The 23,065-nt window shown below is 65.7% G+C and carries 19 protein-coding genes and 1 pseudogene; 7 read left to right on the plus strand and 13 right to left on the minus strand.

Features of this window, described 5'->3' with window-relative positions; genetic code table 11:
* Positions 1–59: 59 nt before the first annotated feature.
* From gatC to ACK6C6_RS24055, 4 genes are all read left to right on the plus strand, one after another.
* On the plus strand, positions 60–359 hold the full coding sequence (gene gatC / locus ACK6C6_RS24040; protein ID WP_027865859.1) for an Asp-tRNA(Asn)/Glu-tRNA(Gln) amidotransferase subunit GatC: 300 nt from the start codon (positions 60–62) through the stop codon (positions 357–359).
* A 42-nt stretch (positions 360–401) separates the two neighbouring features.
* The gene (gene gatA, locus ACK6C6_RS24045; protein ID WP_409269659.1) at positions 402–1,877 is read left to right on the plus strand and encodes an Asp-tRNA(Asn)/Glu-tRNA(Gln) amidotransferase subunit GatA; all 1,476 of its coding nucleotides are present in this window, start codon (positions 402–404) and stop codon (positions 1,875–1,877) included.
* Between the two features lie 47 nt (positions 1,878–1,924).
* On the plus strand, positions 1,925–3,385 hold the full coding sequence (gene gatB / locus ACK6C6_RS24050) for an Asp-tRNA(Asn)/Glu-tRNA(Gln) amidotransferase subunit GatB (protein WP_409269661.1): 1,461 nt from the start codon (positions 1,925–1,927) through the stop codon (positions 3,383–3,385).
* A gap of 179 nt (positions 3,386–3,564) precedes the next feature.
* Positions 3,565–4,866, plus strand: a complete 1,302-nt coding sequence (locus tag ACK6C6_RS24055) for a serine hydrolase domain-containing protein (protein WP_409269663.1) — start codon at positions 3,565–3,567, stop codon at positions 4,864–4,866.
* A gap of 18 nt (positions 4,867–4,884) precedes the next feature.
* Here the strand turns inward: ACK6C6_RS24055 and pyrE are convergent, their stop codons facing one another.
* Positions 4,885–5,544, minus strand: coding sequence for an orotate phosphoribosyltransferase (gene pyrE, locus ACK6C6_RS24060; RefSeq protein ID WP_209589676.1), 660 nt, complete (start codon positions 5,542–5,544; stop codon positions 4,885–4,887).
* Between the two features lie 138 nt (positions 5,545–5,682).
* Here pyrE and ACK6C6_RS24065 point away from each other — a divergent pair, with 138 nt between their 5' ends.
* Complete coding sequence (locus ACK6C6_RS24065; RefSeq protein ID WP_409269665.1) at positions 5,683–6,453, plus strand: exodeoxyribonuclease III; 771 nt, start codon at positions 5,683–5,685, stop codon at positions 6,451–6,453.
* 205 nt (positions 6,454–6,658) lie between these two features.
* Positions 6,659–10,933, plus strand: a complete 4,275-nt coding sequence (locus ACK6C6_RS24070; protein WP_409269667.1) for an Ig-like domain-containing protein — start codon at positions 6,659–6,661, stop codon at positions 10,931–10,933.
* Between the two features lie 15 nt (positions 10,934–10,948).
* On the opposite strand, the gene ACK6C6_RS24075 is transcribed toward ACK6C6_RS24070, so the two are convergent.
* The 12 genes from ACK6C6_RS24075 to ACK6C6_RS24130 all read right to left on the minus strand — a co-directional run bounded on the left by ACK6C6_RS24075 (position 10,949) and on the right by ACK6C6_RS24130 (position 22,391).
* Positions 10,949–11,884: a pseudouridine synthase gene (locus ACK6C6_RS24075; protein WP_409269669.1), complete on the minus strand. Its 936-nt coding sequence runs from the start codon at positions 11,882–11,884 to the stop codon at positions 10,949–10,951.
* A 12-nt stretch (positions 11,885–11,896) separates the two neighbouring features.
* Entirely contained in the window at positions 11,897–12,802 is a 906-nt protein-coding gene (locus ACK6C6_RS24080) for a M48 family metallopeptidase (protein ID WP_036210375.1), read from the minus strand.
* Between the two features lie 130 nt (positions 12,803–12,932).
* Complete coding sequence (metW, locus tag ACK6C6_RS24085; RefSeq protein ID WP_036210373.1) at positions 12,933–13,550, minus strand: methionine biosynthesis protein MetW; 618 nt, start codon at positions 13,548–13,550, stop codon at positions 12,933–12,935.
* Positions 13,547–14,701, minus strand: a complete 1,155-nt coding sequence (locus ACK6C6_RS24090; RefSeq protein ID WP_152570935.1) for a homoserine O-acetyltransferase — start codon at positions 14,699–14,701, stop codon at positions 13,547–13,549. The genes metW and ACK6C6_RS24090 overlap by 4 nt, the downstream gene beginning before the upstream one ends.
* A 23-nt stretch (positions 14,702–14,724) precedes the next feature.
* The gene (ptsP, locus tag ACK6C6_RS24095) at positions 14,725–16,500 is read right to left on the minus strand and encodes a phosphoenolpyruvate--protein phosphotransferase (RefSeq protein ID WP_409269721.1); all 1,776 of its coding nucleotides are present in this window, start codon (positions 16,498–16,500) and stop codon (positions 14,725–14,727) included.
* A gap of 41 nt (positions 16,501–16,541) precedes the next feature.
* The gene (locus ACK6C6_RS24100) at positions 16,542–16,811 is read right to left on the minus strand and encodes an HPr family phosphocarrier protein (protein WP_027865870.1); all 270 of its coding nucleotides are present in this window, start codon (positions 16,809–16,811) and stop codon (positions 16,542–16,544) included.
* A 51-nt stretch (positions 16,812–16,862) separates the two neighbouring features.
* On the minus strand, positions 16,863–17,270 hold the full coding sequence (locus ACK6C6_RS24105) for a PTS sugar transporter subunit IIA (protein ID WP_209589681.1): 408 nt from the start codon (positions 17,268–17,270) through the stop codon (positions 16,863–16,865).
* A 15-nt stretch (positions 17,271–17,285) separates the two neighbouring features.
* Positions 17,286–18,230 carry a glutathione synthase gene (gshB, locus tag ACK6C6_RS24110; RefSeq protein ID WP_409269672.1) on the minus strand — a complete coding sequence of 315 codons (945 nt, stop codon included), beginning with the start codon at positions 18,228–18,230 and terminating at the stop codon, positions 17,286–17,288.
* Positions 18,231–18,436: 206 nt separating this feature from the next.
* Positions 18,437–19,738 (minus strand): glutamate--cysteine ligase, encoded by a 1,302-nt coding sequence (gshA, locus tag ACK6C6_RS24115; RefSeq protein WP_036210361.1) that lies wholly within the window; start codon positions 19,736–19,738, stop codon positions 18,437–18,439.
* Between the two features lie 139 nt (positions 19,739–19,877).
* A complete protein-coding gene (amt, locus tag ACK6C6_RS24120) occupies positions 19,878–21,278 on the minus strand; it encodes an ammonium transporter (RefSeq protein WP_292037875.1) in 1,401 nt (466 codons plus the stop codon).
* Positions 21,279–21,289: 11 nt separating this feature from the next.
* Positions 21,290–21,628 (minus strand): P-II family nitrogen regulator, encoded by a 339-nt coding sequence (gene glnK / locus ACK6C6_RS24125; protein ID WP_027865875.1) that lies wholly within the window; start codon positions 21,626–21,628, stop codon positions 21,290–21,292.
* Between the two features lie 31 nt (positions 21,629–21,659).
* Positions 21,660–22,391, minus strand: coding sequence for a TorF family putative porin (locus ACK6C6_RS24130; RefSeq protein WP_036210353.1), 732 nt, complete (start codon positions 22,389–22,391; stop codon positions 21,660–21,662).
* A 296-nt stretch (positions 22,392–22,687) separates the two neighbouring features.
* Here ACK6C6_RS24130 and ACK6C6_RS24135 point away from each other — a divergent pair.
* Positions 22,688–22,915: pseudogene (locus ACK6C6_RS24135) on the plus strand (accessory factor UbiK family protein); the annotation flags it as partial.
* Between the last annotated feature and the right edge of the window lie 150 nt (positions 22,916–23,065).

Raw genomic sequence — 23,065 nt, forward strand, 5'->3', positions numbered from 1 at the left:
CAACTTTCGTTATTAGCCCAACCACATTTTGCACGCGGCTTGACGCCGCGCCCTTTGCCATGTCCCTGACACTTTCAGACGTAAAACGCATCGCCAACCTGGCCCAGCTCGAAATGGACGAAGCCCACGCCGAAACCGCGCTGGCCGAGCTGAACGGCATTTTCGCCCTGGCCGAGCAGATGCAGGCGGTGGACACGACCGGCGTTGCGCCATTGTCGCAGCCCTTAGCAAGCATCATGGCGCTGCCGCTGCGCCTGCGCGACGACGTGGTCACCGAGGAGAACCGCCGCGAGGACTACCAGGCACCGGCGCCGAAGGCGCAGGACGGCCTGTACCTGGTGCCGAAGGTCATCGAGTAATCCGGCACACTCGCACGCAACCGCTTTTCACAAGACACGCACATGCACAACAAGACCATCAAAGAGCTGTCCGCGCTCCTGCAATCGAAGCAGGTCTCGAGCGTCGAACTCACCAGCCACTACCTCGACCGCATCGAAGCGAGCAGTCACAACGCCTTCCTGCACCTGGACCGCGAACGCACCCTGGCGCAGGCCGCCGGCGCCGACGCCCGCATCGCCGATGGTTCGGCCGGCCCGCTGACCGGCGTGCCGATCGCGCACAAGGACATCTTCGTCACCCGTGGCTGGCGCACCACAGCCGGCTCGAAGATGCTGGCCAATTATGAAAGCCCCTTCGACGCCACCGTGGTCGAGCGCTTCCAGCGCGCCGGCATGGTCACCCTGGGCAAGGTCAACCTCGACGAATTCGCGATGGGCTCGGCCAACGAGAACTCGGCCTTCGGCGCGGTGAAAAACCCCTGGGATCCGCTGGCGGTGCCGGGCGGCTCCTCGGGCGGTTCGGCCGCCGCGATCGCCGCGCGCCTGGCGCCGGCCGCCACCGCCACCGACACCGGCGGCTCGATCCGCCAGCCGGCCGCCTTCTGCGGCGTCACCGGCATCAAGCCGACCTACGGCCGCGTGTCGCGCTTCGGCATGATCGCCTTCGCTTCCTCGCTCGACCAGGGCGGCCCGATCGCCCAGACCGCCGAGGACTGCGCCCTGCTGCTGAACGAAATGATCGGCTTCGACGAGCGCGATTCGACCAGCCTGACGGTCGAACAGGGCAACGTGGCGGAAGACTACACCCGCGACCTGAACAAGCCGCTGAACGGGCTGCGCATCGGCGTGCCGAAGGAATACTTCGGCGAAGGCCTGGCGCAGGATGTCGAGCAGGCGGTGCGCGCCGCATTGGACGAATTCGTCAAGCTGGGCGCCACCCTGGTGGAGATCTCGCTGCCGAAGACCGCGCTGTCGATCCCGACCTACTACATCATCGCCCCGGCCGAAGCCTCGTCGAACCTGTCGCGCTTCGACGGCGTGCGCTACGGCCACCGCGCTAGCGAGTACAAGGATCTGCAGGACATGTACCGCAAAACCCGCGCCGAAGGCTTCGGCCGCGAGGTCCAGCGCCGCATCATGGTCGGCACCTACGTGCTGTGCCACGGCTACTACGACGCCTACTACGTGCAGGCGCAGAAGATCCGCCGCCTGATCGCGGACGACTTCCAGGCCGCGTTCGCCGACAAGTGCGACGTGATCATGGGCCCGGTGGCGCCGACGGTGGCCTGGGATCTCGGTTCGAAGGCGAACGACCCGGTGGCGAACTACCTGGCCGACATCTATACCCTGTCGACCAGCCTGGCGGGCCTGCCGGGCATGTCGATCCCGGTCGGTTTCGGCCAGGGCGAGAAAAACGCCAAGCGCCCGGTCGGCCTGCAAATCATCGGCAACTACTTTGCCGAAGCCAAGCTGCTGAACATCGCGCACCAGTACCAGCAAGTGACCGACTGGCATACCCGCGCGCCGGAAGGCGTCTAAGGACCGATGGCGTGTAGCGCCAGCACAGAACTGAGAGAGAACACACTATGCAATGGGAAGTCGTCATCGGTCTTGAGAACCACGTGCAGCTCACGACCAATTCGAAAATCTTCAGCGGCAGCTCGATCCGCTTCGGCGCCGAGCCGAACACCCAGGCCAGCCCGGTCGACCTGGCGCTGCCGGGCGTGCTGCCGGTCCTGAACCGCGGCGCCGTCGAGCGCGCGATCCGCTTCGGCCTGGCCGTGGGCGCTAGAATCGCGCCGCAATCGGTCTTCGCCCGCAAGAACTACTTCTACCCCGACCTGCCGAAGGGCTACCAGATCAGCCAGTTCGAGGACCCGGTGGTCCAGGGCGGCACCATCAGCTTCGCCTACGAGAAGGACGGCAAGCTGGAGACCAAGACCGTCAACCTGACCCGGGCCCACCTCGAGGAAGATGCGGGCAAGTCGCTGCACGAGGACTATGCCAGCATGAGCGGCATCGACCTGAACCGCGCCGGCACGCCGCTGCTCGAGATCGTGTCCGAGCCGGAGATGCGCAGCGCGAACGAGGCCGTGGCCTATGCCAAGGCCCTGCACTCGCTGGTCGTGTGGCTGGGCGTCTGCGACGGCAACATGCAGGAAGGCTCCTTCCGCTGCGACGTCAACGTCTCTGTGCGTCCGGTCGGCCAGAAGGAATTCGGCACCCGCTGCGAGATCAAGAACCTGAACTCCTTCCGCTTCATGGAAGAAGCGATCCACTACGAGGTGCGGCGCCAGATCGAGCTGATCGAAGACGGCGGCAAGGTGATCCAGGCCACCCGCCTGTGGGACCCGGACAAGAAGGAAACCCGCTCCATGCGCACCAAGGAAGACGCGCAGGACTACCGCTACTTCCCGGACCCGGACCTGCCGCCGCTGGTGATTGGCCAGGACTGGATCGAGCGCGTCAAGGCAGACATGCCGGAACTGCCGGGCGCCCTGCGCGCCCGCTTCACCGGCGAGTACGGCCTGCCGGAATATGACAGCCTGGTGCTGACCTCCTCGAAGGCGATGGCGACCTACTACGAGGCCGTGGTGCTTGCGGCCGGCAAGGAAAACGCGAAAGCCGCCGCCAACTGGATGATGGGCGACGTGTCGTCGACCCTGAACCGCGAAGGCGTCGAGCTGGACGACTCGCCGGTATCCGCCGCCCAGCTGGCCCTGCTGCTCAAGCGCATCGCCGACGGCACCATCTCGAACAAGGCTGGCAAGGAAGTGTTCGCCGCCATGTGGGAAGCCAAGTCGCTTGACGAGAACCTGGCCGACACCGTGATCGAGCAGAAGGGCCTGAAGCAGATCTCGGATACGGGCGCGCTGGAAGCGATCGTCGACGAAGTGCTGGCAGCCAATGCCAAGTCGGTCGAGCAGTACCGCGCCGGCAAGGAAGCCGCGATCAACGCCCTGATCGGCCAGACCATGAAGGCCTCGAAGGGCAAGGCCAATCCGGCCCAGGTGACCGAGCTGCTGAAGAAGAAGCTGGCCGGCTGAGCTGTCCACCCGTCCCACCCAGGAAGACCGGAGCCTGCTCCGGTCTTTTTTATTTGTGCCTATACTAGGCTCGGTATATCGGCAGCACATCCCTTGATTATCGGAACCTGATGCAGGGAGAGAACATGGAACACAGATCTGCACGAGCTGTTGTACCGGCAGTGCTTGCAACGGTGTTCATGGCAAGCCTCGCGCCTGGCCTGGCTTCCGCCGGCGAGAAAGTCCTTGATGCCATTGAATCCGATCCAGCCAGGCTTGGCTGGATGGTCGGCTCTCCGCCGCCGCCCGACCGTATCCTGCGATTCGAGGATGGGAGTTACTTCACATTTCCTGCGCTGCGCTGGAGTGTTTCCAACTTTAGGCAGCTCATGCCGACCGTCAACGTCTCACGGGGATTGAGCGCGCCGGTCACGCTCAAGCGCCAGCTTCGCAAGGACATCGACGCCATCAGCTTCCTGCCCCTGGGGAGCGATCAGCCGATGAGCTGGCAGGATTCGCTGCTGGCCAACTATACGGATGGCATCATCGTTCTGCACCAGGGGCGCATCGTCTACGAGCGCTACTTCGGCGTCCTCAAGCCGGAAGGACAGCACGGCGCAATGTCCGTCACCAAGACCTTCGTCGGCACGCTGGCGGCCATGATGGTTGCGGAGGGGACATTGAGCCCCGAGCGCAAGGTGGCTGACTACGTCCCTGAATTGAAGCGCTCCGCCTTCGGCAATGCCACCGTGCGCCAGGTCATGGACATGACCACTGGCATCAAGTTCAGCGAAGACTACGCCGATCCGAAGGCGGAAGTCTGGATGCACGCCGCGGCCGGCAATCCCTTGCCGAAGCCGAAGGATTACCAGGGCCCGCGCTCCTACTATGAATTCCTGCAGACCGTGCAGCCGGAGGGCTTGCATGGCGAGGCCTTCCACTACCGGACCGCGAATACCGATGCACTCGGGTGGATCCTGGCACGCGTGAGCGGGCGCTCCGTGGCGCAGCTACTCTCCGAGCGACTCTGGAGCAAGCTTGGCGCCGAACAGGACGCCTATATGTCGGTCGATTCGACCGGGACGCCTTTCGCGGGCGGCGGGTTGAGCACCGGGCTGCGTGACCTGGCGAAGTTCGGGGAGATGATCCGCAACGACGGCCGCTATAACGGACAACAGATCGTGCCCAGGGCGGCGATCGAGGATATCCGGAAAGGTGCCGATCGGGGCCATTTTGCGAAGGCAGGATACAAGCTGCTGCCCGGATGGTCTTACCGCAGCATGTGGTGGGTGACCCATAACGAGCATGGCGCCTTCATGGCCCGTGGCGTCCATGGCCAGGCGCTCTACATCGATCCCAAGGCAGAGATGGTGATCGCGCGATTTGCCAGCCACCCGAATGCAGGAAATACGGCGAACGACCCTACTTCGCTTCCTGCCTACCACGCGCTGGCCAAGTTCCTGATGACCCAAGGCCGCGCGAAAAAGGCCACCCGGGAGTGATGGCCAGGCTGCCGCTTCTTATACCCCGTAGCGCGTGCGGTAGGCCGCCACCGCGTCCTTGTGCGCGCCCAGCTCGGCACCGCCCGCGTTCGAGAGGTAGGTGAACAGGTCGTCCAGGTTGGCGATCGAGATCACCGGGATGCCGAATTCCTTCGACACCTGCTGCACCGCCGAATGCTCGGACAGCGCGCCGTCCTTGCCGGAACGCTCCATGCGGTCCAAGGCGATCAGCACGGCGGCCGGTTCGGCGCCGGCGGCGCGGATCATGTCGACCGATTCGCGCACCGAGGTGCCCGCCGAGATCACGTCGTCGATGATCACGACCTTCCCTGCCAGCTTGGCGCCGACGATGGTGCCGCCCTCGCCATGATCCTTGGCTTCCTTGCGGTTGTAGGCGAAGGAGGTGTTGCGGCCCTTGGCGGCCAGCGCCACCGCGGTCGCGCTGGCCAGGGTGATGCCCTTGTAGGCCGGGCCGAACAGCATGTCGAACTGCACGCCCGAGTCGAGCAGGGTCTGGGCGTAGAACTGGGCCAGCTGGCCCAGTGTCGCGCCGTCGTGGAACAGGCCGGCGTTGAAGAAGTACGGCGACTGACGCCCGGCCTTGGTGGTGAATTCACCGAAGCGCAATACCTCGGCCTTCACCGAAAACGAAATAAACTCCTGGCGCAGATCGCTCACGTGCTTCTCCCAAAATTTCGAAAGCACGTATTGTAACGTCCTTGCCGCGCCATTCCGGCGTCCGGCAAAACACGCTACACTGTCGCGCTCCCGCGCCGCCCTGCCGCGTCGCTCCGCATTGTTACCTTGACCAGATCCATGCCACGAATTATCTCCGCGAACCTGAACGGTATCCGTTCCGCCCACAAGAAAGGTTTCTTCAACTGGCTCGCCACCCAGTCCGCCGATTTCATCTGCGTGCAGGAACTGAAGGCGCAGCAGGCCGACATGACCGAGGAATTCCTCGCGCCCCACGGCTACCACGGCCACTTCCACTACGCGGAGAAGAAGGGCTATTCGGGTACCGGCGTCTACAGCCGCGTCGCGCCGGACAACAAGCGCATCGGCTTCGGCTGCATGGAATTCGACGCCGAAGGCCGCTATACCCGCTGCGATTTCGGCAACCTGACCGTGATCTCGGTGTATTGCCCGTCCGGCTCCTCGTCGCCGGAGCGCCAACTGGCCAAGTTCCGCTTCATGGAGGTGTTCCTGCCCCACCTGCAGGAGCTGAAAGCGGAAGGCCGTGAAGTCGTGATCTGCGGCGACTGGAACATCGCGCACAAGGAAATCGACCTCAAGAACTGGAAGAGCAACCAGAAGAATTCCGGCTTCCTGCCGGAAGAGCGCGCCTGGATGACCCGCATCTTCGACGAAATCGGCCTGGTGGACGTGCACCGCAGGGTGGCGCCGGACGCCGCCGATTACACCTGGTGGAGCAACCGCGGCCAGGCCTATGCCAAGAACGTGGGCTGGCGCATCGACTACCACGTCGCCACCCCGGGCATCGCGGCGCGCGCCAAGTCGGTGTCGATCTACAAGGACGAGCGTTTCAGCGACCACGCCCCGCTCATCATTGATTACGATCTCTAATAGTTCAGCAGAATTTATAAGCTGAGCTTCTAATCCTGTCCGCGACCTGCCCCCCCCCATCCCGGGGGGATTCGCTGCCGGGATGATGCGAAAACACAGCATATCGCCCGCTTTGGCGAAATGGCATGCCTTTTTGTTGATACTATCCGTCTGGTAACTTTCCAACCAGAATGTTTAGTTAATTTAATAACAACAAAAGCCGGCCATGCCCACGACCACGATTCCCCCCTCCGTATTCCCGATCGACACCGCCTGGACCACCGACGGGGTGCGCCTGACATTTGCGGGTGCCATCAGCAAGGGCAGCGGTTCGATCTTCGTGACGGACGGCGCCGTGCAGACCGTGATCGACCGCGTCACCGGCGAACCCAGGCTGCGTGTAGTGGGCGGCAGCTTCGCCAAAGAGCTGTCGCTCGACCAGGTGAGCATCAGCGAGAGCCACCAGCTGAGCTTTAGTGGCGCCGGCCTGCCTGCGGGCGCCACGCTGAACGTGTACATGGGCACGGGCACACTGCTCAGCGGCGGCAAGCCGCTCGCGGCCATCACGCTGCCGGGCAGCGCGGCCTTCACCACACCGCCGGCAGAGCCGCCACCGCCGCCGCCGCCGGGCCTGAGCGCGACCGTGTCAATTGCGGACGGGGTCTTGAAGGCCGGCGCGCCGCTCGAGATGCTCGTCAGCTTCTCGCATGCGGTCGACGCGGTGCCCCTTGGGGTGTTCAGCGCCGAACACGCGCGCGTCGAGTACCTCGCGCGCAGCGAGGACGGCCTGAGCTGGCACTTCCGCCTGGTGCAGGACGACAGCGTCGATTCCGCGTCCAACGTCGTGCGCCTGAACCTGGCCGCCGTCCAGCCGCGCGACAGCCTGCCGCACAGCGGCACCGTCACCTCCGCACCCTATGCGGTCGACACCCTGGTCGACTCGCATGTCGGCGCCCGGATCCTCCTGGTCCATGACAACGGGCTCAGCGCGGACGACGGCATCACCAACGACCCGCGCCAGGTCGTTTCCGGCACCCTGGTGGGCACGATCGACGAAGGCGAGCACCTGGAGCTGGTCATCAATGGCCGCACGGTCGACCCGGCGAAGATCGGCTTCTCGACCGAGAACGGGATCACCACCTGGCGCTACGACAGCGAGAGCGAGCGCGCCGGCGACCAGCCCGCCCATCTGTTCGACGACGGACCGAACACCATTGTGGCGCGCGTGGTCGGCAACGGCCACGCCAGCCCGGCGGCGACGCGCACCGTCACGGTGGACACCGAGGCGCCCGGCGTGAAGAGCGCGCCCGAAGGCGGCGTCGACATCGACCTCGGTGCCGACCTGGTGATCGGCTTTACCGAAGCCGTGCGCTGGTTCGCCGATACCGACAACGACGACCCGGAGTACAAGGAAGATGTGCTGACGATCTGGATCGGCGACGGCCATCGCAGCATCCCCTTCGACACCGGCTGGCTGTCGGCGGACGGTCTCACCCTGCGCATTCCGGCCGCGGTGCACCAGATGATGCCCGACACCGGCTACACCATCATCCTGCCGCGCACGCTGACCGACATGGCCGGCAATCCGTTCGGCGAGTACGAAATCTCTTTCCATACCGACGACGGCCACCTGCCCAGCGCCGAGCGCGTGACCGTCCATGCCGCCGACGGCTACTACCGCGCCGGCGAACAGATCCAGTTCTACGTCAGCTTCAGCGAGCAGGTGAAGGTGGCGGGCGACACCGCGCCCTCGCTCATCCTCAGCAACGGCAAGCGCGCCGTGCTCGACGACGTGTACGGCAGCGAGATGCTGTTTACCTACACGATCGAAGCCGGCGACGACATCGCCAGCCTGCGCATTGCCGACACCTCGCAGTTGGCCGGCAACGTGGCCGACCTGTCCGGCAAGCTGCTGGACGCGGCCCATATCGACTTCAGCGACGGCATCTACAACGGCAGCGGCTACGGAAGCAAGATCGACCTGGTGGTCGATACGATCGCCCCCACGGCCCCGGCGGCGGCCACGCTGTCCGCAGCCAGCGATTCCGGCACGCTGGGCGACAACATCACCAAGGACGCCTCCCCCGCCCTGCACGGCAAGGGCGAGGCCCACGCGCGCATCAGCATCTACAAGGGCACGACCTGGCTGGGCAGCACCACCGCCGACGCCGCCGGCGCCTGGAGCATCGCATCGATCCTCCCGCTGGGGGACGGCGTGCACGAGCTGACCGTGGTCCAGCGCGACCGCGCCGGCAACACCAGCACCGCCTCTAGCGCGCTGACGCTGACGATCGATACCGCGATTCCGGTGGCGCCGGCGGCGCCCGTGCTGGACGCCGGCAGCGACTCCGGCACGCTCGGCGACGGCATCACCAGCGACAATTCGCCGACCCTGTCCGGCAGCGCGGAGGCCCATGCCACGGTCGAGATCTACGACGGCGCCACCCTGCTCGGCACCGCCGTCGCCAACGCCGCCGGCGCCTGGAGCGCGACCATCGGCGCGGCCGCGCCGCTGGCGGATGGCCTGCACGACATCACGGTCAGGCAGGTCGACCGCGCCGGCAACAGGAGCGACGCCTCCCCGGCGCTGGCGCTGACGATCAGCGGCGGCGCGAGCGACGCCCCGGCCGCGCCGCCGGCGCCGGCGGCGCCCGTGCTGGCCTTGTCCAGCGACTCGGGCACGCCCGGCGACGGCATCACCAGCGACAATTCGCCCACCCTGTCCGGCACCGCCCTGGCCCATGCCACGGTCGAGCTCTACGCAGGCGCCGAGCTGCTCGGCGCCACCACCGCAGCCGGCGATGGCAGCTGGAGCCTGACGCTCGGTGCGGCCACGCCGCTGGCGGACGGCGTGCGCGAGATCACGGTCAGGCAGGTGGACGGCAGCGGCAACCGCAGCGCCGCTTCCGCGCCGCTGGTGCTGACGATCGACACCGTCGCCGCGGTGGCGCCGGCCGAGCCGACCTTGAGCAGCGCAAGCGATACGGGCAATGTCGGGGACCGCATCACGAGCGACAACGCGCCCACGCTGAGCGGCGTGGTCGAGGCCCATGCCGGCGTCCAGATCTACGACGGCGCGACCCTGCTGGCGACGGCCAGCGCCGATGCCGCCGGCCAGTGGTCGGCGACCCTCGGCGCGACGACGCCGCTGGCGGACGGCAAACACGGCATCACGGTGAAGCAGGTCGACCGCGCCGGCAATGTCAGCGCAGCATCAATGGTGCTGGAGCTGACGATCGACACCGTCGGCCCCGCCGCCCTGCCCAACGCCTTCCTCGCCAGCGACACCGGCATCTCGGACAGCGACGGCATCACCAGGGAGCGCTGGGTGGCCCTGCGCGGCAGCGGTGCCGAGCCCTACACGGAGGTCAAGATCTTCGCCGGCACGACCGAATACGGCAGCGGCTACAGCGACGGGACCGGCAACTGGACCGCCTATGTCAGCTCCCCGCTGGATGAAGGCGAGCACAGTTTCAAGGTGCGCCAGGTCGACGGGGCCGGCAATCTCGGCGCCGAATCCCCATCGGTCAGGGTCGTGGTCGACCTCACCGGCCCGGACAGCGCCCCGCCCAAGCCGCTGCTGGCCGCCTCGAGCGACACCGGCATCTCGAACAGCGACGGCATCACGCGCGACGCCACCCCGACCTTCCACGGCAGCGGGGCGATGGCCAACAGCGTCGTCGCGCTGTTCGTGGACGAGCGCGAGGTGGGCAACACCGTCACCGACGCCCTGGGCAACTGGACCATCACCAGCACCGTCCTCGGCGACGGCTACCATAGCGTCGGCCTGAAGCAGTACGACGTCGCGGGAAACAAGAGCGGCTATTCGGAATCGTTCAACCTGAGGATCGATACCACCCCGCCGGCAAAGCTGGCGCTGCCGGACCTGGATGCGGCGAGCGACAGCGGAAGCTCGAACACCGACAACATCACCAACGACACCACGCCGACCTTCAAGGGCAGCGGCGCGGAAGCCGGCGCCACGATCGTCCTGTACGCGGGCAGCCGCGAGATCGGCCGCCAGAGCGCGGATGCGGCCGGCAACTGGACACTGACGGTGCGCGATGCCGACAAGTTCACCACCGACGGCAGCTACCTCATCACGGCAAGGCAGATCGACCAGGCGGGCAATACCAGCGCCGCATCGAATGCCTTCACCCTGGTGATCGACACCACCGGCCCGACGGTGACCGGTTTTGACAGCAACAAGCTCTCGCGCGAGTTCAAGCTCGGCTTCAGCGAACAGATCGTGTTCCGTCCGACCGGCCTGTTCAAGCTGGTGCAGGCCGCCGGCGACCTGCTGAACTTCACCGGCAGCAGCAACAACTGGTACACCAGCGACAGCGCGGCCGGTCCAGACTCGGTCTTGAACTTCAGGATCTCGATGACCGGCCTCTACAACCTGCACATGAACAACGAGGCCGTGCTCGACCTCGCGGGGAACGTGGCGGTCATCGGCTCGCCGCAGTGGGTGGTCGACCTGCCGGGGATTATTTCCTGACAGGCCCGAAGGGCTTCAAGGCCAGTCGAGCCGGAAGCCGCTCTCGAAGCGGCGCGGCCGGCCGTCCAGCGGATCCTCGAAAGCGATCGAGCGCGCCAGCAGCTGCAGCGGCGCGCTGAAATCATCGCCCTTGCAGGGCAGCGCCACCGGGTAAAAGGCATCGTTCAGGATCGGCGCGCCGAGCGCGGACAGGTGCAGGCGCAGCTGGTGCTTGCGGCCCGTGTGCGGGTGCAGCCGGTAGTGCGCCACCTCGCCGCGCCGCTCGATCAGCTCGACCAGGGTTTCCGAATTCGGCTCGCCCGGCACTTCCGCGCTCACGAAGAATTGCTCCGCGTCCTGCATGCGGCTGCGGTAGGTGAAGGGGAATTCCCGGCCCTCGATCGGGCCTGCCAGGGCCTCGTAGACCTTGGTCACCACGCGTTTCTGGAACATCGACTGGTAGGCGCCGCGCGACGCCGGATTGTGCGAGAAGATCACCACGCCCGCGGTCTCGCGATCCAAGCGGTGGATCGGCACCAGGTGCGGCAGATCGAACTGCTTCTTCAGGCGAACCAGGAGGGTCTCGTGCAGGAAGCGCCCGGTCGGGATGGTCGGCAGGAAGTGCGGCTTGTCGGCCACCAGCAGGTGCTCGTCCTGGAACAGCACCCGTTCCCGGAACGGGATCGGGGTTTCGGCCTGTTCCAGCTCGCGGTAGTACCAGATGCGCATGCCCTGGCGCACCTGGCTGTCCGCCTGCAAGGATGTCCCTTTCGCATCGACGATCTCGCCGCGCGCCAGGCGCCGCGCCCAGGCGGCTTCCGGCACGTCGGGAAAGCGTTCGGCGAGAAAGCGCAGCATGCCGCCGGCCCGCGTCTCGGTGATCCACAGGTAGCTGGGCGCGACGCCGTCGCGGGTCGGCAAGGGAACGTAGGCGTTGGCTTCGGCCTGGTGCCCTTTCCTGCCTTTACTCATGCACTCCAACCATCAACGCAGGGCGACATTGGTCTGGTAAGGCGGCAGCTTGGCGACCGAGGTGCCCTTGGCGCGCGCATACACCGGCAACAGCACGTTCATGTGCCTTTCCATGTCCTTGATGCGGCTCTCGCCGCCCGGGTGGGTCGAGAACACCTCGATCGGCGCGCGCTGGTTCAGCGCGGCCATCTTGCGCCACAGCGCGATGCCGGCGCGCGGGTCGTAGCCGGCGCGCGACGAGATGTCCAGGCCGACCAGGTCGGCCTCGCGCTCGTCGTCGCGCGAGAACTTCAGGCCGGCGAACTGGGCGCCATAGCTGGCGATCGTGCCGGTGATGCCCGGATCGATGCCGAAGATGCCCGAGATCAGGGCGCCGCCAACCCGCGCGCCCATGTTGGTCAGCCCCTGCTTCGCCATTTTTTCGCGGCTGTGCTCACGCAGGGCGTGGGCGATTTCGTGCCCCATCACGGCCGCCACTTCGTCGTCGGTCAGCTTCAGCGAGCTCAGGATGCCGGTGAAGAAACCGATCCGGCCGCCCGGCATGCAGAAGGCGTTGACGTCCTTCGAGTCGATCAGGTTGACCTGCCACTGCCACTGGGTCGCGTCCTGGTTCCAGCGCGCCGTGTGCGGGATGATGCGCTTGGCGATGGCGCGCAGGCGCTGGACTTCAGGATGCGAGGCCGGCAGCAGCACGCCTTTCTGTTGCGCCTGGCTCATCATTTCCGTGTATTGCTGCGCCGCCGCTTCGTTGAGTTGTTCTGCCGGAATGAACTTGCTCAGGCGCGACAATGGGCGGACCTGTATGCCGTCCTGGACCGTCGTGTTGCGGCTATCCTGCGCGATGGCCAGGTCGACGCCGGCCGTGCCGAATGCGGCGAGCAGGGCAAAGCTGGCGGCCAAGTGTTTAAGTTTTTTCATTCGTCACCGATAGGCTGTTCTTAGCAGCACTATCTCCAAGGAAAGTAACGGGTTGGAAGCTGTATAGCGCCGATCATCGCGGATGGCGGCCGGCTCGACAAGCCGCCACCGCACATAAGAAGCTATCCGTTCACGCCACCACGCCGGTTTTCTTGCGCAAACGAAATACCGCTAGGCTGCCGCGCAGGTTGGGCAGGAAGCTTACCGGCCGGCCTTCGGCCAGCGCCACGAATTCCAGCACTTCCAGCCCGCACTTCTCGGCCAGGTCCTTGAAATCGTGGATGGTGGCGTAGCGCACGTTGGGCGTGTCGAACCATTGGTAGGGCAGCGTGCGCGAGACCGGCATCCGGCCGCGGATCAGCGCCACGCGGTGCGGCCAGTAGGCGAAGTTCGGGAAGGAGACGATGGCTTCCTGGCCGACCCGCACGATGTCGCGCAGGCGCGCCTCGACGTGCTGCATCATCTGCAGCGAGGACAGGCACAGCACCACGTCGAAGGCGTTGTCGCGGAACAGGTCCAGGCCCTGTTCCATGTCGTGCTGGATCACGCTGATGCCACGCTGGGTGCTCTCGAGCACCTTGTCGTCGGCGATCTCGACGCCGTAGCCGGTGCAGCCCTTGCTCAGCTCGAGGTAGCGCAGCATGGCGCCGTCGCCGCAGCCGACGTCGAGCACGTGGGCGCGCTCGCGCACCCAGTCGGCGATGAAGGCCAGGTCGGGACGCAGGGCGTTCAGGTCGTTCAGGTTCATGCGGCCTCCTTGCCTGCGAGTTCGAGGGCAATGCGGTCGTAATAGGCGCGCACCACCGCCATGTAGCGCGGGTCTTCCAGCAGGAAGGCGTCGTGGCCGTGCGGCGCGTCGATCTCGGCATAGGTCACCTTGCGCCGGTTCGACAGCAGCGCCTCCACGATCTCGCGGCTGCGCTCGGGCGAGAAGCGCCAGTCGGTGGTGAAGGAAGCGATCAGGAACTGGGCCTTTGTGCCCTCGAGCGTCTTGGCCAGGTCGCCGCCGTGGACGCGCGCCGGGTCGAAGTAGTCGAGCGCCTTGGTAATCAGGAGGTAGGTGTTGGCGTCGAAGTATTCCGAGAACTTGTCGCCCTGGTAGCGCAGGTAGGACTCGATCTCGAAGTCGATGCCGAAATCGAATTTGTAGTCATTGGTCTCGGCCGCGTTGCGCAGCTTGCGGCCGAACTTCTCCGCCATGTCGTCGTTCGACAGGTAGGTGATGTGGCCGACCATGCGCGCCACCTTCAGGCCGTTCCTCGGCACCACGCCGTGCTCGTAGAAGTCGCCGCCGTGGTAGTCCGGGTCGGTCAGGATGGCCTGGCGCGCCACGTCGTTGAAGGCGATGTTCTGGGCCGACAGCTTGGGGGTGGAGGCGATCACGATGCAGTGGCGCAGGCGCTCGGGGAACATGATGCTCCACGACAGCGCCTGCATGCCGCCGAGCGAGCCGCCCATCACGGCCGCGAAGCAGTCGATGCCGAGGCGGTCGGCCAGGCGTGCCTGCGCCGCCACCCAGTCTTCCACCGTCAGCAGCGGGAAGGCCGCGCCATAGGGCTTGCCGGTGGCCGGGTTGGTGTGCATCGGCCCGGTCGAGCCGAAGCAGGAACCGAGGTTGTTCACGCCGATCACGAAGAAGCGGTTGGTGTCGAGCGGCTTGCCGGGGCCGACCATGTTGTCCCACCAGCCCTGGCTCTTGGGCTGGTCGGCATAGGTGCCCGCCACGTGGTGCGAGGCGTTCAGCGCGTGGCAGACCAAGACCGCGTTCGACTTGTCGGCGTTCAGGGTGCCATAGGTTTCATACATCAGCGTGTAGTCGCCGATGCTGGCGCCGCTTTGCAGGCGCAGCGGCTCGGCGAAGTGCATCGCCTGTGGTGTGACGTTTCCGATCGATCCCATGGAAGCTGTGGAGGTGTTTCTTGTCAGAGTGTTTGGAGCTGCTCGACCGCGCTGGCGATCTCGTTCGGCTCGATCGAGCGCAGGATGCGGCGCGTGCGGGTGGTGATCGCGGACAGGTCGCTGTTCAGGATTTCCTGCTTCACCGACAGCAGCTGCGCCGGATGCATCGAGAATTCGCGCAGGCCCATGCCCAGCAGCAGGCGGGTGAGCTTGGTGTCGCCCGCCATCTCGCCGCACACGGCGACGTCCAGGCCGGCCTTCTGGCCGGTGGCGATGGTCTGGGCGATCAGCATCAGGACCGCCGGGTGCAGCGGATTGTACAGGTGCGCCACTTCGTAGTCGACGCGGTCGATCGCCAGCGTGTACTGGATCAGGTCATTGGTCCCGATCGACAGGAAGTTCATGCGCTTGACGAACATCGGCAGCGCCAGCGCGGCGGCGGGGATCTCGATCATGGCGCCGACTTCCACGCCTGGATCGTACTTGACGTTCTCGGCGCGCAGCTGGGCCTTGGCCTGCTCGATCATGGCGAGCGTCTGGTCGATCTCGAAGGCGTGCGCCAGCATCGGGATCAGGATCCGCACCTTCCCGTAGCACGAGGCGCGCAGGATCGCGCGCAGCTGGGTCAGGAACAGCTGGGGTTCGGCCAGGCAGTAGCGGATCGCGCGCAGGCCCAGCGCCGGGTTGAGGGCCGTGTGCTCGGTCGGGTCGAGCGGCTTGTCGGCGCCGACGTCGAGGGTGCGGATGGTGACCGGGCGGCCCTTCATCGCCACCACCGCCTTGCGGTACTGCTCGAACTGCTCGTCCTCGCTCGGGATGCGCAGCGCATTCCCGAGTCCGCCGCGCCCCATGAACAGGAACTCGGAGCGGAACAGGCCGACGCCCATCGCGCCGGCATCCAGCGCGGCCGGGCAGTCGTCCGGCAGCTCGATGTTGGCCAGCAGCGTGACCGGGGTGCCGTCCTTGGTCACCGCCGGGGTCTTCTTGAGCTTGAGCAGGCGCTTGCGCGCCTTGATCAGGGCGGCCTGGCGCGCGCGGTACTGTTCCAGCACCAGCTGGCTCGGGTTGCAGATCACCACGCCGGCGTCGCCGTCGATGATCACCCAGTCGTCCTGCTCGACCAGGCGCGAGGCCTGGCTCATGCCGACCACCGCCGGGATGTCGAGCGAGCGCGCGACGATCGCCGTGTGCGAGTTCTGGCCGCCGACGTCGGTGACGAAACCGATGAAAGAGCGCGTCTCCCCGTCGCGGTCGCGGAAGGCCAGCATGTCCGCCGGCGAGATGTCGTGGGCGACCACGATCATCTGCGGCGGCGCGTGGTCCTCGCCCGCCAGCGGCGGCGGGATCTCCAGCGCGGTGCCCATCAGGACCTTCAGCACCCGCTCGGCGACCTGCTGGATGTCGTGCTTGCGCTCGCGCAGGTACTCGTCCTCGATCTCGTCGAACTGGCTCGACAGCTCGTCGATCTGGGTCACCAGCGCCCATTCGGCGTTGTAGTGGCGGGTGCGGATGATGTCGAGCGGCGCTTCCGAGATCATCGGGTCGGACAGGATCAGCGCATGCACGTCGATGAAGGCGCCCAGTTCGGTCGGGGCGTCCTTGGGCAGCTCGGTCCACAGGGCCTGCAGGCCGCGGTGCACCTCGGCGATGGCGTGCTGCAGGCGCGCGACCTCGGCCTCGACCTGTTCTTCCGGGACCAGGTAGTGCTTGACGTCGAGCGCGGCCGGCGTGAGCAGGTGCGCGCGGCCGATCGAGATGCCGCGCGAAACCGGAATGCCGTGGAGCGTGAACGATGCCATCGAGGGTCCCGTGTGGCGGGGAGCTGCCGCTTCGCGCGGCATTACTCGCCTTCGCCGAACTTGTCGTTGATCAGGCCACCCAGGGCGGCGATGCATGCTTCTTCGTCGGGACCGTCGGCCTCGAGCAGCACCTTGGCGCCCTTGCCGGCGGCGAGCATCATGACGCCCATGATCGACTTGGCATTGATGCGGCGGCCGTTACGGGTGAGCCAGACGTCGCTCTTGAACTTGGCGGCCAGCTGGGTGAATTTGGCGGAGGCGCGGGCGTGCAGGCCCAGCTTGTTGATGATCTCGAATTCCTGTTGAATCATGTTCTCGCTTATTGTCTCGTTTTATGCGCGTGGCCAAAAAGGATGGGGTGTTCAGCTCGATCCGACGCGGATGCGGTTATCCACCCGCACGGCGCCGTTCTGGGCGCCGGCCAGGGCCATTTCCACGACCACGTCGAGGGTGTCGCGGCGGTAGGTGATCGCACGCAGCAGCATCGGCAGGCTGATGCCGGCGATGACTTCCACGTGGCCGGCATCATGCAGCGAGTTGCAGCAGTTGGACGGGGTGCCGCCCTTGATGTCGGTGATGACCAGCACGCCGTCGCCCTCGTCCAGGCGCGCGATCGCCTCCTTGGCCAGGGCGTTCACCTGGGCCAGGTCCTGGTCGGCGGTCACGTCGATCGCCTCGAAGCGCTCGGTGGGGCCACGGAATACGTGGGCCACCGCGGAGATGAATGCCTGGCCCAGCGGAGCGTGGGTCATCAGCAGGATGCCTACCATGTCAGTGGATCTCGCTTACTTTGTTGCCTTCAGTTCGACCGCGTCGATGAACATCGCGGCCACGTCGAATCCGGTCTGGTCGGCGATCTCCTGGAAGCAGGTCGGGCTGGTGACGTTCACTTCGGTCAGGAAATCGCCGATCACGTCCAATCCTACCAGCAACAGGCCGCGCGCCGCCAGTTCCGGGCCGATGGCCTCGGCGATCTCGCGCTCGCGCGCGGTGATCGGCTGCGCCACGCCCAGGCCGCCGGCGGCCAGGTTGCCGCGCACTTCGTTCCCCTGCGGGATGCGCGCCAGCGTGAACGGCACCGGCTTGCCGTCAATCACGAGCACACGCTTGTCGCCCTGCTTGATGGCGGGGATGAATTTCTGCGCCATGATCGTATGCTTGCCGTTGCCGGTCAGGGACTCGATCACCGAACCCAGGTTCATGCCGTCGTCCTTGACGCGGAAGATGCCGGCCCCGCCCATGCCGTCGAGCGGCTTGAAGATCACGTCGCCGTGCTTCTCGTGGAAGGCGCGCAGCCGCGCCGCGCTCGAGCTGACCAGGGTTGGCGAGGTGTACTGGCTGAACTGGCCGATCGTCAGCTTCTCGTTGTGGTCGCGGATCGCGCCCGGGCGGTTGAACACGCGCGCGCCCTGGCGCTCGGCCAGCTCCAGCAGGTAGGTGCCGTACACGTATTCCATGTCGAAGGGCGGGTCCTTGCGCTCGATGACGGCGTCGAAGAACGAAAGCTCCACGCTTTCCGGCCGGTCGGCGCGGTACCATTGGTCGGCCTCGCCGGTAAGGTGGATGCGCGTGACGACCGCCGTCACCACGCCCTCTTCCAGCACCATGTCGCGCTGTTCGAAGGCGTAGACGGCGTGGCCGCGCCTGGCGGCTTCGCGCATCATCGCGAAAGTCGAATCCTTGTAGATCTTGAACGTGGAGAGCGGGTCGGCGAGGAAAGCGATTTTCATGGGGCATCCATGGCAGGAGATACCCCGATTTTAGCCGGAAACGCGAAAGCTCGCGGACGAGCCCCGCCGGAATGCCGTCCAGCCGCCCCGAAGCTACCCATACTGCGAGGGTCAGGTCTGACATTCGGACACGAACTGAGCAATACAACTTTGTCCATGCTCGAGCTCGTGTCTAAATGTCAGACCTGACCCCGGTGTGTTTCGGATTAATAAACTTCCGGGTTCGGATCGGTGCGCTCGAGCTCGAGCGAGGCTGCCAGCAGGCCCAGGCGCGCCACCACGCCGTACACGTAGAAACGGTTCGGCGCCGCCGTGCCCGGCTTGGCTTTCAGGTCCGGCACCGCGTGCTGCTGGGCGAAGGCCAGCGGCACGTACTGCGAGCCCGGGGCGTTCAGGTTCTGGTCGATGCCGCGCTCGGCGTGCACGCGGTAGAAGCCGCCCACCACGTAGCGGTCGATCATGTACACCACCGGCTCGGCCACCGCGTCGTTGATGGATTCGAAGGTCGGTACGCCCTCCTGCACGATCATGTCGGTGACCGCCACGCCATCCTTGATGACGGTCATCTTGTTGCGCTGGGCGCGGCTCAGGTCGCGCACCTCGCTGGCATCCTTCACCGTCATGACGCCCATGCCGTAGGTACCGGCATCGGGCTTGACGATCACGAAGGGCTTCTGCTCCTTCATGCCGTATTCCTTGTACTTCTTCTTGATCTTCGAGAGCAGGGCCGAGACGGCATCGGCCAGTTGCTCGGTGCCGACGTCCTGCTGCAGGTCGATTTCGCCGACCTTGCTGTGCAGCGGGTTGACCAGCCAGGGGTCGATCTCGATCAGCTTGCCGAACTTCTTGGCCACTTCGTCGAAGGCCTTGAAGTGGTTGCTCTTGCGGCGCAGCGCCCAGCCGGCGTGCAGCGGCGGCAGCAGCGACTGCTCGTGGATGTTTTCCAGGATCGAAGGGATGCCGCTCGAAAGGTCGTTGTTCAGCAGGATGGTGCAGGGATCGAAATCGGCCAGGCCGACGCGGCGGCCGTTCGGCGAACGCACCAGCGGCTCCACCACCAGCATGTTGCCGTCAGGCAGCGCCAGCGGCGTCGGCTGGGTGACGTCCGGCGACAACGAGCCGAGGCGCACGTGCAGGCCGGTCTGGCGGAAGATCTGCATCAGGCGCGCCACGTTCTGCAGGTACATCGGGTTGCGCGTGTGGACTTCCGGGATCATCAGCAGGTTGCGTGCATCCGGGCAATACTTGTCGATCGCGGCCATGGCGGCCTGCACCGTCAGCGGCAGCATCTCGGTCGACAGGTTGTTGAAGCCGCCCGGGAACAGGTTGGTGTCGACCGGCGCCAGCTTGTAGCCGGCATTGCGCAGGTCGACCGAGCAATAGAACGGCGGCGTATGCTCCTGCCACTCGAGGCGGAACCAGCGTTCGATGGCGGGCGTGGCTTCGAGAATCTTCTTTTCCAGGTCCAGGAGGGGACCGGTCAGGGCGGTGGCGAGGTGCGGAACCATGGTGTGGACGTCCTAGTAGTGGCTTATTCGAATTATATCGGTAGCCTTAGGTATGGACGAATATCCTTATTTAAAGTCCGCATACTTGTCGTAAACGTAAAAAGGCGCCCATGCGGGCGCCTTCCTTGGAACATCGCGCTTACAGGTGGTAAGCCGACTCCCCATGGCTGGTGATGTCCAGCCCTTCGCGCTCGGCATCGGCCGGTACGCGCAGGCCCACCACCACGTCCACCAGCTTGAAGGCGATGAAGGCCACCAGCGCCGACCACACGATGGTCACGCCGACCGCCTCGGCCTGCACCAGCAGCTGCCCGGCGATCGAGTAATCCGGCGAGGCCTTGTTGGCGACGTAGTCCCAGACGCCCTGCCCGCCCAGCTGCGGCGCCGCGAACACGCCGGTCAGCAGCGCGCCCAGGATGCCGCCCACGCCGTGCACGCCGAACACGTCGAGCGAGTCGTCGGCGCCCAGCAGGCGTTTCAGGCCGGTCACGCCCCACAGGCAGACCACGCCGGCCAGCAGGCCCATCACCAGTGCGCCCATCGGGCCGACGAAGCCGGCGCCCGGGGTGATCGCCACCAGGCCCGAGACCGCGCCCGACACCGCGCCCAGCAGCGAAGGCTTGCGCTTGAAGGCCCACTCGCCGAACATCCACGACACGGCCGCCGCGGCGGTCGCCAGCAGGGTGTTGATGAAGGCCAGCGCGGCCACGTCGCCCGCTTCCAGCGCCGAGCCGGCGTTGAAGCCGAACCAGCCCACCCACAGCAGCGAGGCGCCGATCATGGTCATGGTCAGCGAGTGCGGGGCCATCGATTCGCGGCCCAGGCCGATGCGCTTGCCGATCACATACGCGCCGACCAGGCCGGCCACCGCCGCATTGATGTGCACCACGGTGCCGCCGGCGAAGTCGAGTGCGCCGTGCTGCCACAGGAAGCCGGCATTCTCGGTGACGCTCGCCAGGCTGGCGGCATCCGAAATCGCATCCGGGCCGGCCCAGAACCAGACCATGTGGGCCACCGGCAGGTAGCCGAAGGTGAACCAGATCACCATGAACAGCAGCACGGCCGAGAAGCGCACGCGCTCGGCGAAGGCGCCGACGATCAGGCCGCAGGTGATGGCGGCGAAGGTGCCCTGGAAGGCGACGAAGATGAATTCGGGGATCATGGTCTCCTTGCTGAAGGTGGCGGCCTGGCTGAAGGTGCCGGCCGCGGCGTCATAGATCCCGTTCAGGAAGACGCGGTCGAAGCCCCCGATGAAGGCATTGCCCTGGGTGAAGGCCAGCGAGTACCCGTACAGGCACCACAGGACGATGATCAGCGAGAACACCATGAACACCTGCATCAGCACCGACAGCATGTTCTTGGCGCGCACCAGGCCGCCGTAGAACAGCGCCAGGCCCGGGATCGACATCATGATGACCAGCAGCGTGGCGACGAACATCCACGCGGTGTCGCCCTTGTTGACGGTGGGCGCGGCGAGCGCCGGCAGCGCCAGGCCGGCTGCAGCGAGGCCGGCGAGGACTTTGGTAACGGTATGCTTCATTCGGCTTCCCCTTAGAGTGCGTCGTTGCCGGTCTCGCCGGTACGGATACGGATGACCTGGTTGAGGTCGGCCACGAAAATCTTGCCGTCACCGATCTTGCCGGTGCGGGCAGCGCCCGAGATGGCGTCGATCACCTGCTCGACCACGGCGTCGTCGACGGCCGCTTCGATCTTGATCTTCGGGAGGAAGTCGACCACGTACTCCGCGCCGCGATACAGCTCGGTGTGGCCTTTCTGGCGGCCGAAGCCCTTCACTTCGGTCACGGTCATGCCCTGTACGTTGATCTCCGACAGCGCTTCGCGGACTTCGTCCAGCTTGAAGGGCTTGATGATGGCGGTAATCATTTTCATGGTGATACCTCTGTCTCGTTCAAAATGCGTTTCAGAAAGTTTTGGACACGGTCAGCACGGCCGAGGACTTGCCCAGGTTCTCGCCTTCCGGGCTGCGGTAGGCCTTGGTATTGCCCTTGACCCAGGCCAGCGAGACGGTGGCCAGGCCGAAGTCCTTGCTCAAGCCCACCTTGTAGTCGGTGTACGAGTACATGCTGTTGTTGTTCACTTCCTGGCGCCCGGCATGCAGGTTCAGGAACACGCCTTCGTAGACGTCGATGTCGGCGCCCAGGTCCAGGTAGCCGCTGCGCTTGCTGTTGGCGGTGCCGAACAGGTTGGTGGTCGAGTGCGAATACTTGACGTAGGCCGGACCGAATCCCAGGCGCGCATACAGTTCGAAGGTGTTGGCGCGCGGGCTCAGGTCGTTCGACGGATACCAGTAGTACAGGCCGCCGACGTCATAGGTGAGGTTCTCGCTCAGGTTGCCGCGCTTGCCGCCGTAGACGTCCCATTCGATGTCGCCGTCGCCGCCGAGGTCTTTCGTCCATTTGATGGTGGACAGCCAGGTGCCCACGTACAGGCCGGTCGGGCCGTGCACGTAGTCGACGCCGCCCTGCAGCGCCGGATCCAACCGGGTTTGCGACAGGCCGCGGTAACGGTAGTCGCTGGTGATGGCGGCGTTGTAGCTGATTTGATGCTCAGGAGCAGCTTCTTGCGCAAACGCAGGAACACTCGACAAGGCCAGCACGGCCAGGCTTGCTGCTGCAATGGTGTTGCACTTCATGACATTCCCCTTATTTTCAACAGCTGCGTTCGACGGCTGAACCGTGGCGCGCGCTGTTGCGGTTTACAATCTGGTTTGCTACACGCCTGCCCACTCTTTAGCAGGATGCGTGCCAGCTTGAAAAACCATCGAAACGGCGACGGAGTGCTGCTGGAATGCTTGTTTTCTCAGCCATCCGCCCCATTTGCGATTCGAATAACGGGGGAAACCCCAGCGCCAGGCATCCGCCGCGGCGCGGCGCACCAAAGCGGAGTGCAACGCACTGTCGTGGTGCAGTGCGATCCGACTGAAAGGAAATGGACATGAACAGCTTCTTCAATGACATCCAGGGCAAGATCAACCAGGCGCTGGAAAGCTCGCCGGCCAAGGACATCGAGAAAAACGTCAAGGCGATGATGACCCAGGGCTTCTCGAAGCTCGACCTGGTCACCCGCGAAGAGTTCGACATCCAGGCCCAGGTGCTGGCCAAGACCCGCGCCAAGCTCGAAGCGCTCGAGCTGCGCGTGGTGGAACTGGAAGCGCGCCTGGCCGCGCAGGGCAGCACCGTCAGCACGGCGGCGGCCTCCGCGCCGGCCGCCTCCACGGCGGCCGCCCAGGCTGCCGGCGATGCGCTCCCCGGCGCCACCGATCCGTCCGCGCCGCACGTCATCCTCGACAAGCCTTGACTCCCGCGC

It is taken from the genome of Massilia sp. BHUDP2, from assembly GCF_046236355.1.
Taxonomy (GTDB): domain Bacteria; phylum Pseudomonadota; class Gammaproteobacteria; order Burkholderiales; family Burkholderiaceae_D; genus Telluria; species Telluria varians.

Excerpts from the sequence above, each read along its gene's own strand:
- gatC (WP_027865859.1), top strand. The coding sequence starts at position 60 with ATGTCCCTGACACTTTCAGACGTAAAACGCATCGCCAACCTGGCCCAG.
- gatA (WP_409269659.1), top strand. The coding sequence starts at position 402 with ATGCACAACAAGACCATCAAAGAGCTGTCCGCGCTCCTGCAATCGAAG.
- gatB (WP_409269661.1), top strand. The coding sequence starts at position 1,925 with ATGCAATGGGAAGTCGTCATCGGTCTTGAGAACCACGTGCAGCTCACG.
- ACK6C6_RS24055 (WP_409269663.1), top strand. The coding sequence starts at position 3,565 with ATGGCAAGCCTCGCGCCTGGCCTGGCTTCCGCCGGCGAGAAAGTCCTT.
- ACK6C6_RS24065 (WP_409269665.1), top strand. The coding sequence starts at position 5,683 with ATGCCACGAATTATCTCCGCGAACCTGAACGGTATCCGTTCCGCCCAC.
- ACK6C6_RS24070 (WP_409269667.1), top strand. The coding sequence starts at position 6,659 with ATGCCCACGACCACGATTCCCCCCTCCGTATTCCCGATCGACACCGCC.
- ACK6C6_RS24075 (WP_409269669.1), bottom strand. The coding sequence starts at position 11,884 with ATGAGTAAAGGCAGGAAAGGGCACCAGGCCGAAGCCAACGCCTACGTT.
- ACK6C6_RS24080 (WP_036210375.1), bottom strand. The coding sequence starts at position 12,802 with ATGAAAAAACTTAAACACTTGGCCGCCAGCTTTGCCCTGCTCGCCGCA.
- metW (WP_036210373.1), bottom strand. The coding sequence starts at position 13,550 with ATGAACCTGAACGACCTGAACGCCCTGCGTCCCGACCTGGCCTTCATC.
- ACK6C6_RS24090 (WP_152570935.1), bottom strand. The coding sequence starts at position 14,701 with ATGGGATCGATCGGAAACGTCACACCACAGGCGATGCACTTCGCCGAG.
- ptsP (WP_409269721.1), bottom strand. The coding sequence starts at position 16,500 with ATGGCATCGTTCACGCTCCACGGCATTCCGGTTTCGCGCGGCATCTCG.
- ACK6C6_RS24100 (WP_027865870.1), bottom strand. The coding sequence starts at position 16,811 with ATGATTCAACAGGAATTCGAGATCATCAACAAGCTGGGCCTGCACGCC.
- ACK6C6_RS24105 (WP_209589681.1), bottom strand. The coding sequence starts at position 17,270 with ATGGTAGGCATCCTGCTGATGACCCACGCTCCGCTGGGCCAGGCATTC.
- gshB (WP_409269672.1), bottom strand. The coding sequence starts at position 18,230 with ATGAAAATCGCTTTCCTCGCCGACCCGCTCTCCACGTTCAAGATCTAC.
- gshA (WP_036210361.1), bottom strand. The coding sequence starts at position 19,738 with ATGGTTCCGCACCTCGCCACCGCCCTGACCGGTCCCCTCCTGGACCTG.
- amt (WP_292037875.1), bottom strand. The coding sequence starts at position 21,278 with ATGAAGCATACCGTTACCAAAGTCCTCGCCGGCCTCGCTGCAGCCGGC.
- glnK (WP_027865875.1), bottom strand. The coding sequence starts at position 21,628 with ATGAAAATGATTACCGCCATCATCAAGCCCTTCAAGCTGGACGAAGTC.
- ACK6C6_RS24130 (WP_036210353.1), bottom strand. The coding sequence starts at position 22,391 with ATGAAGTGCAACACCATTGCAGCAGCAAGCCTGGCCGTGCTGGCCTTG.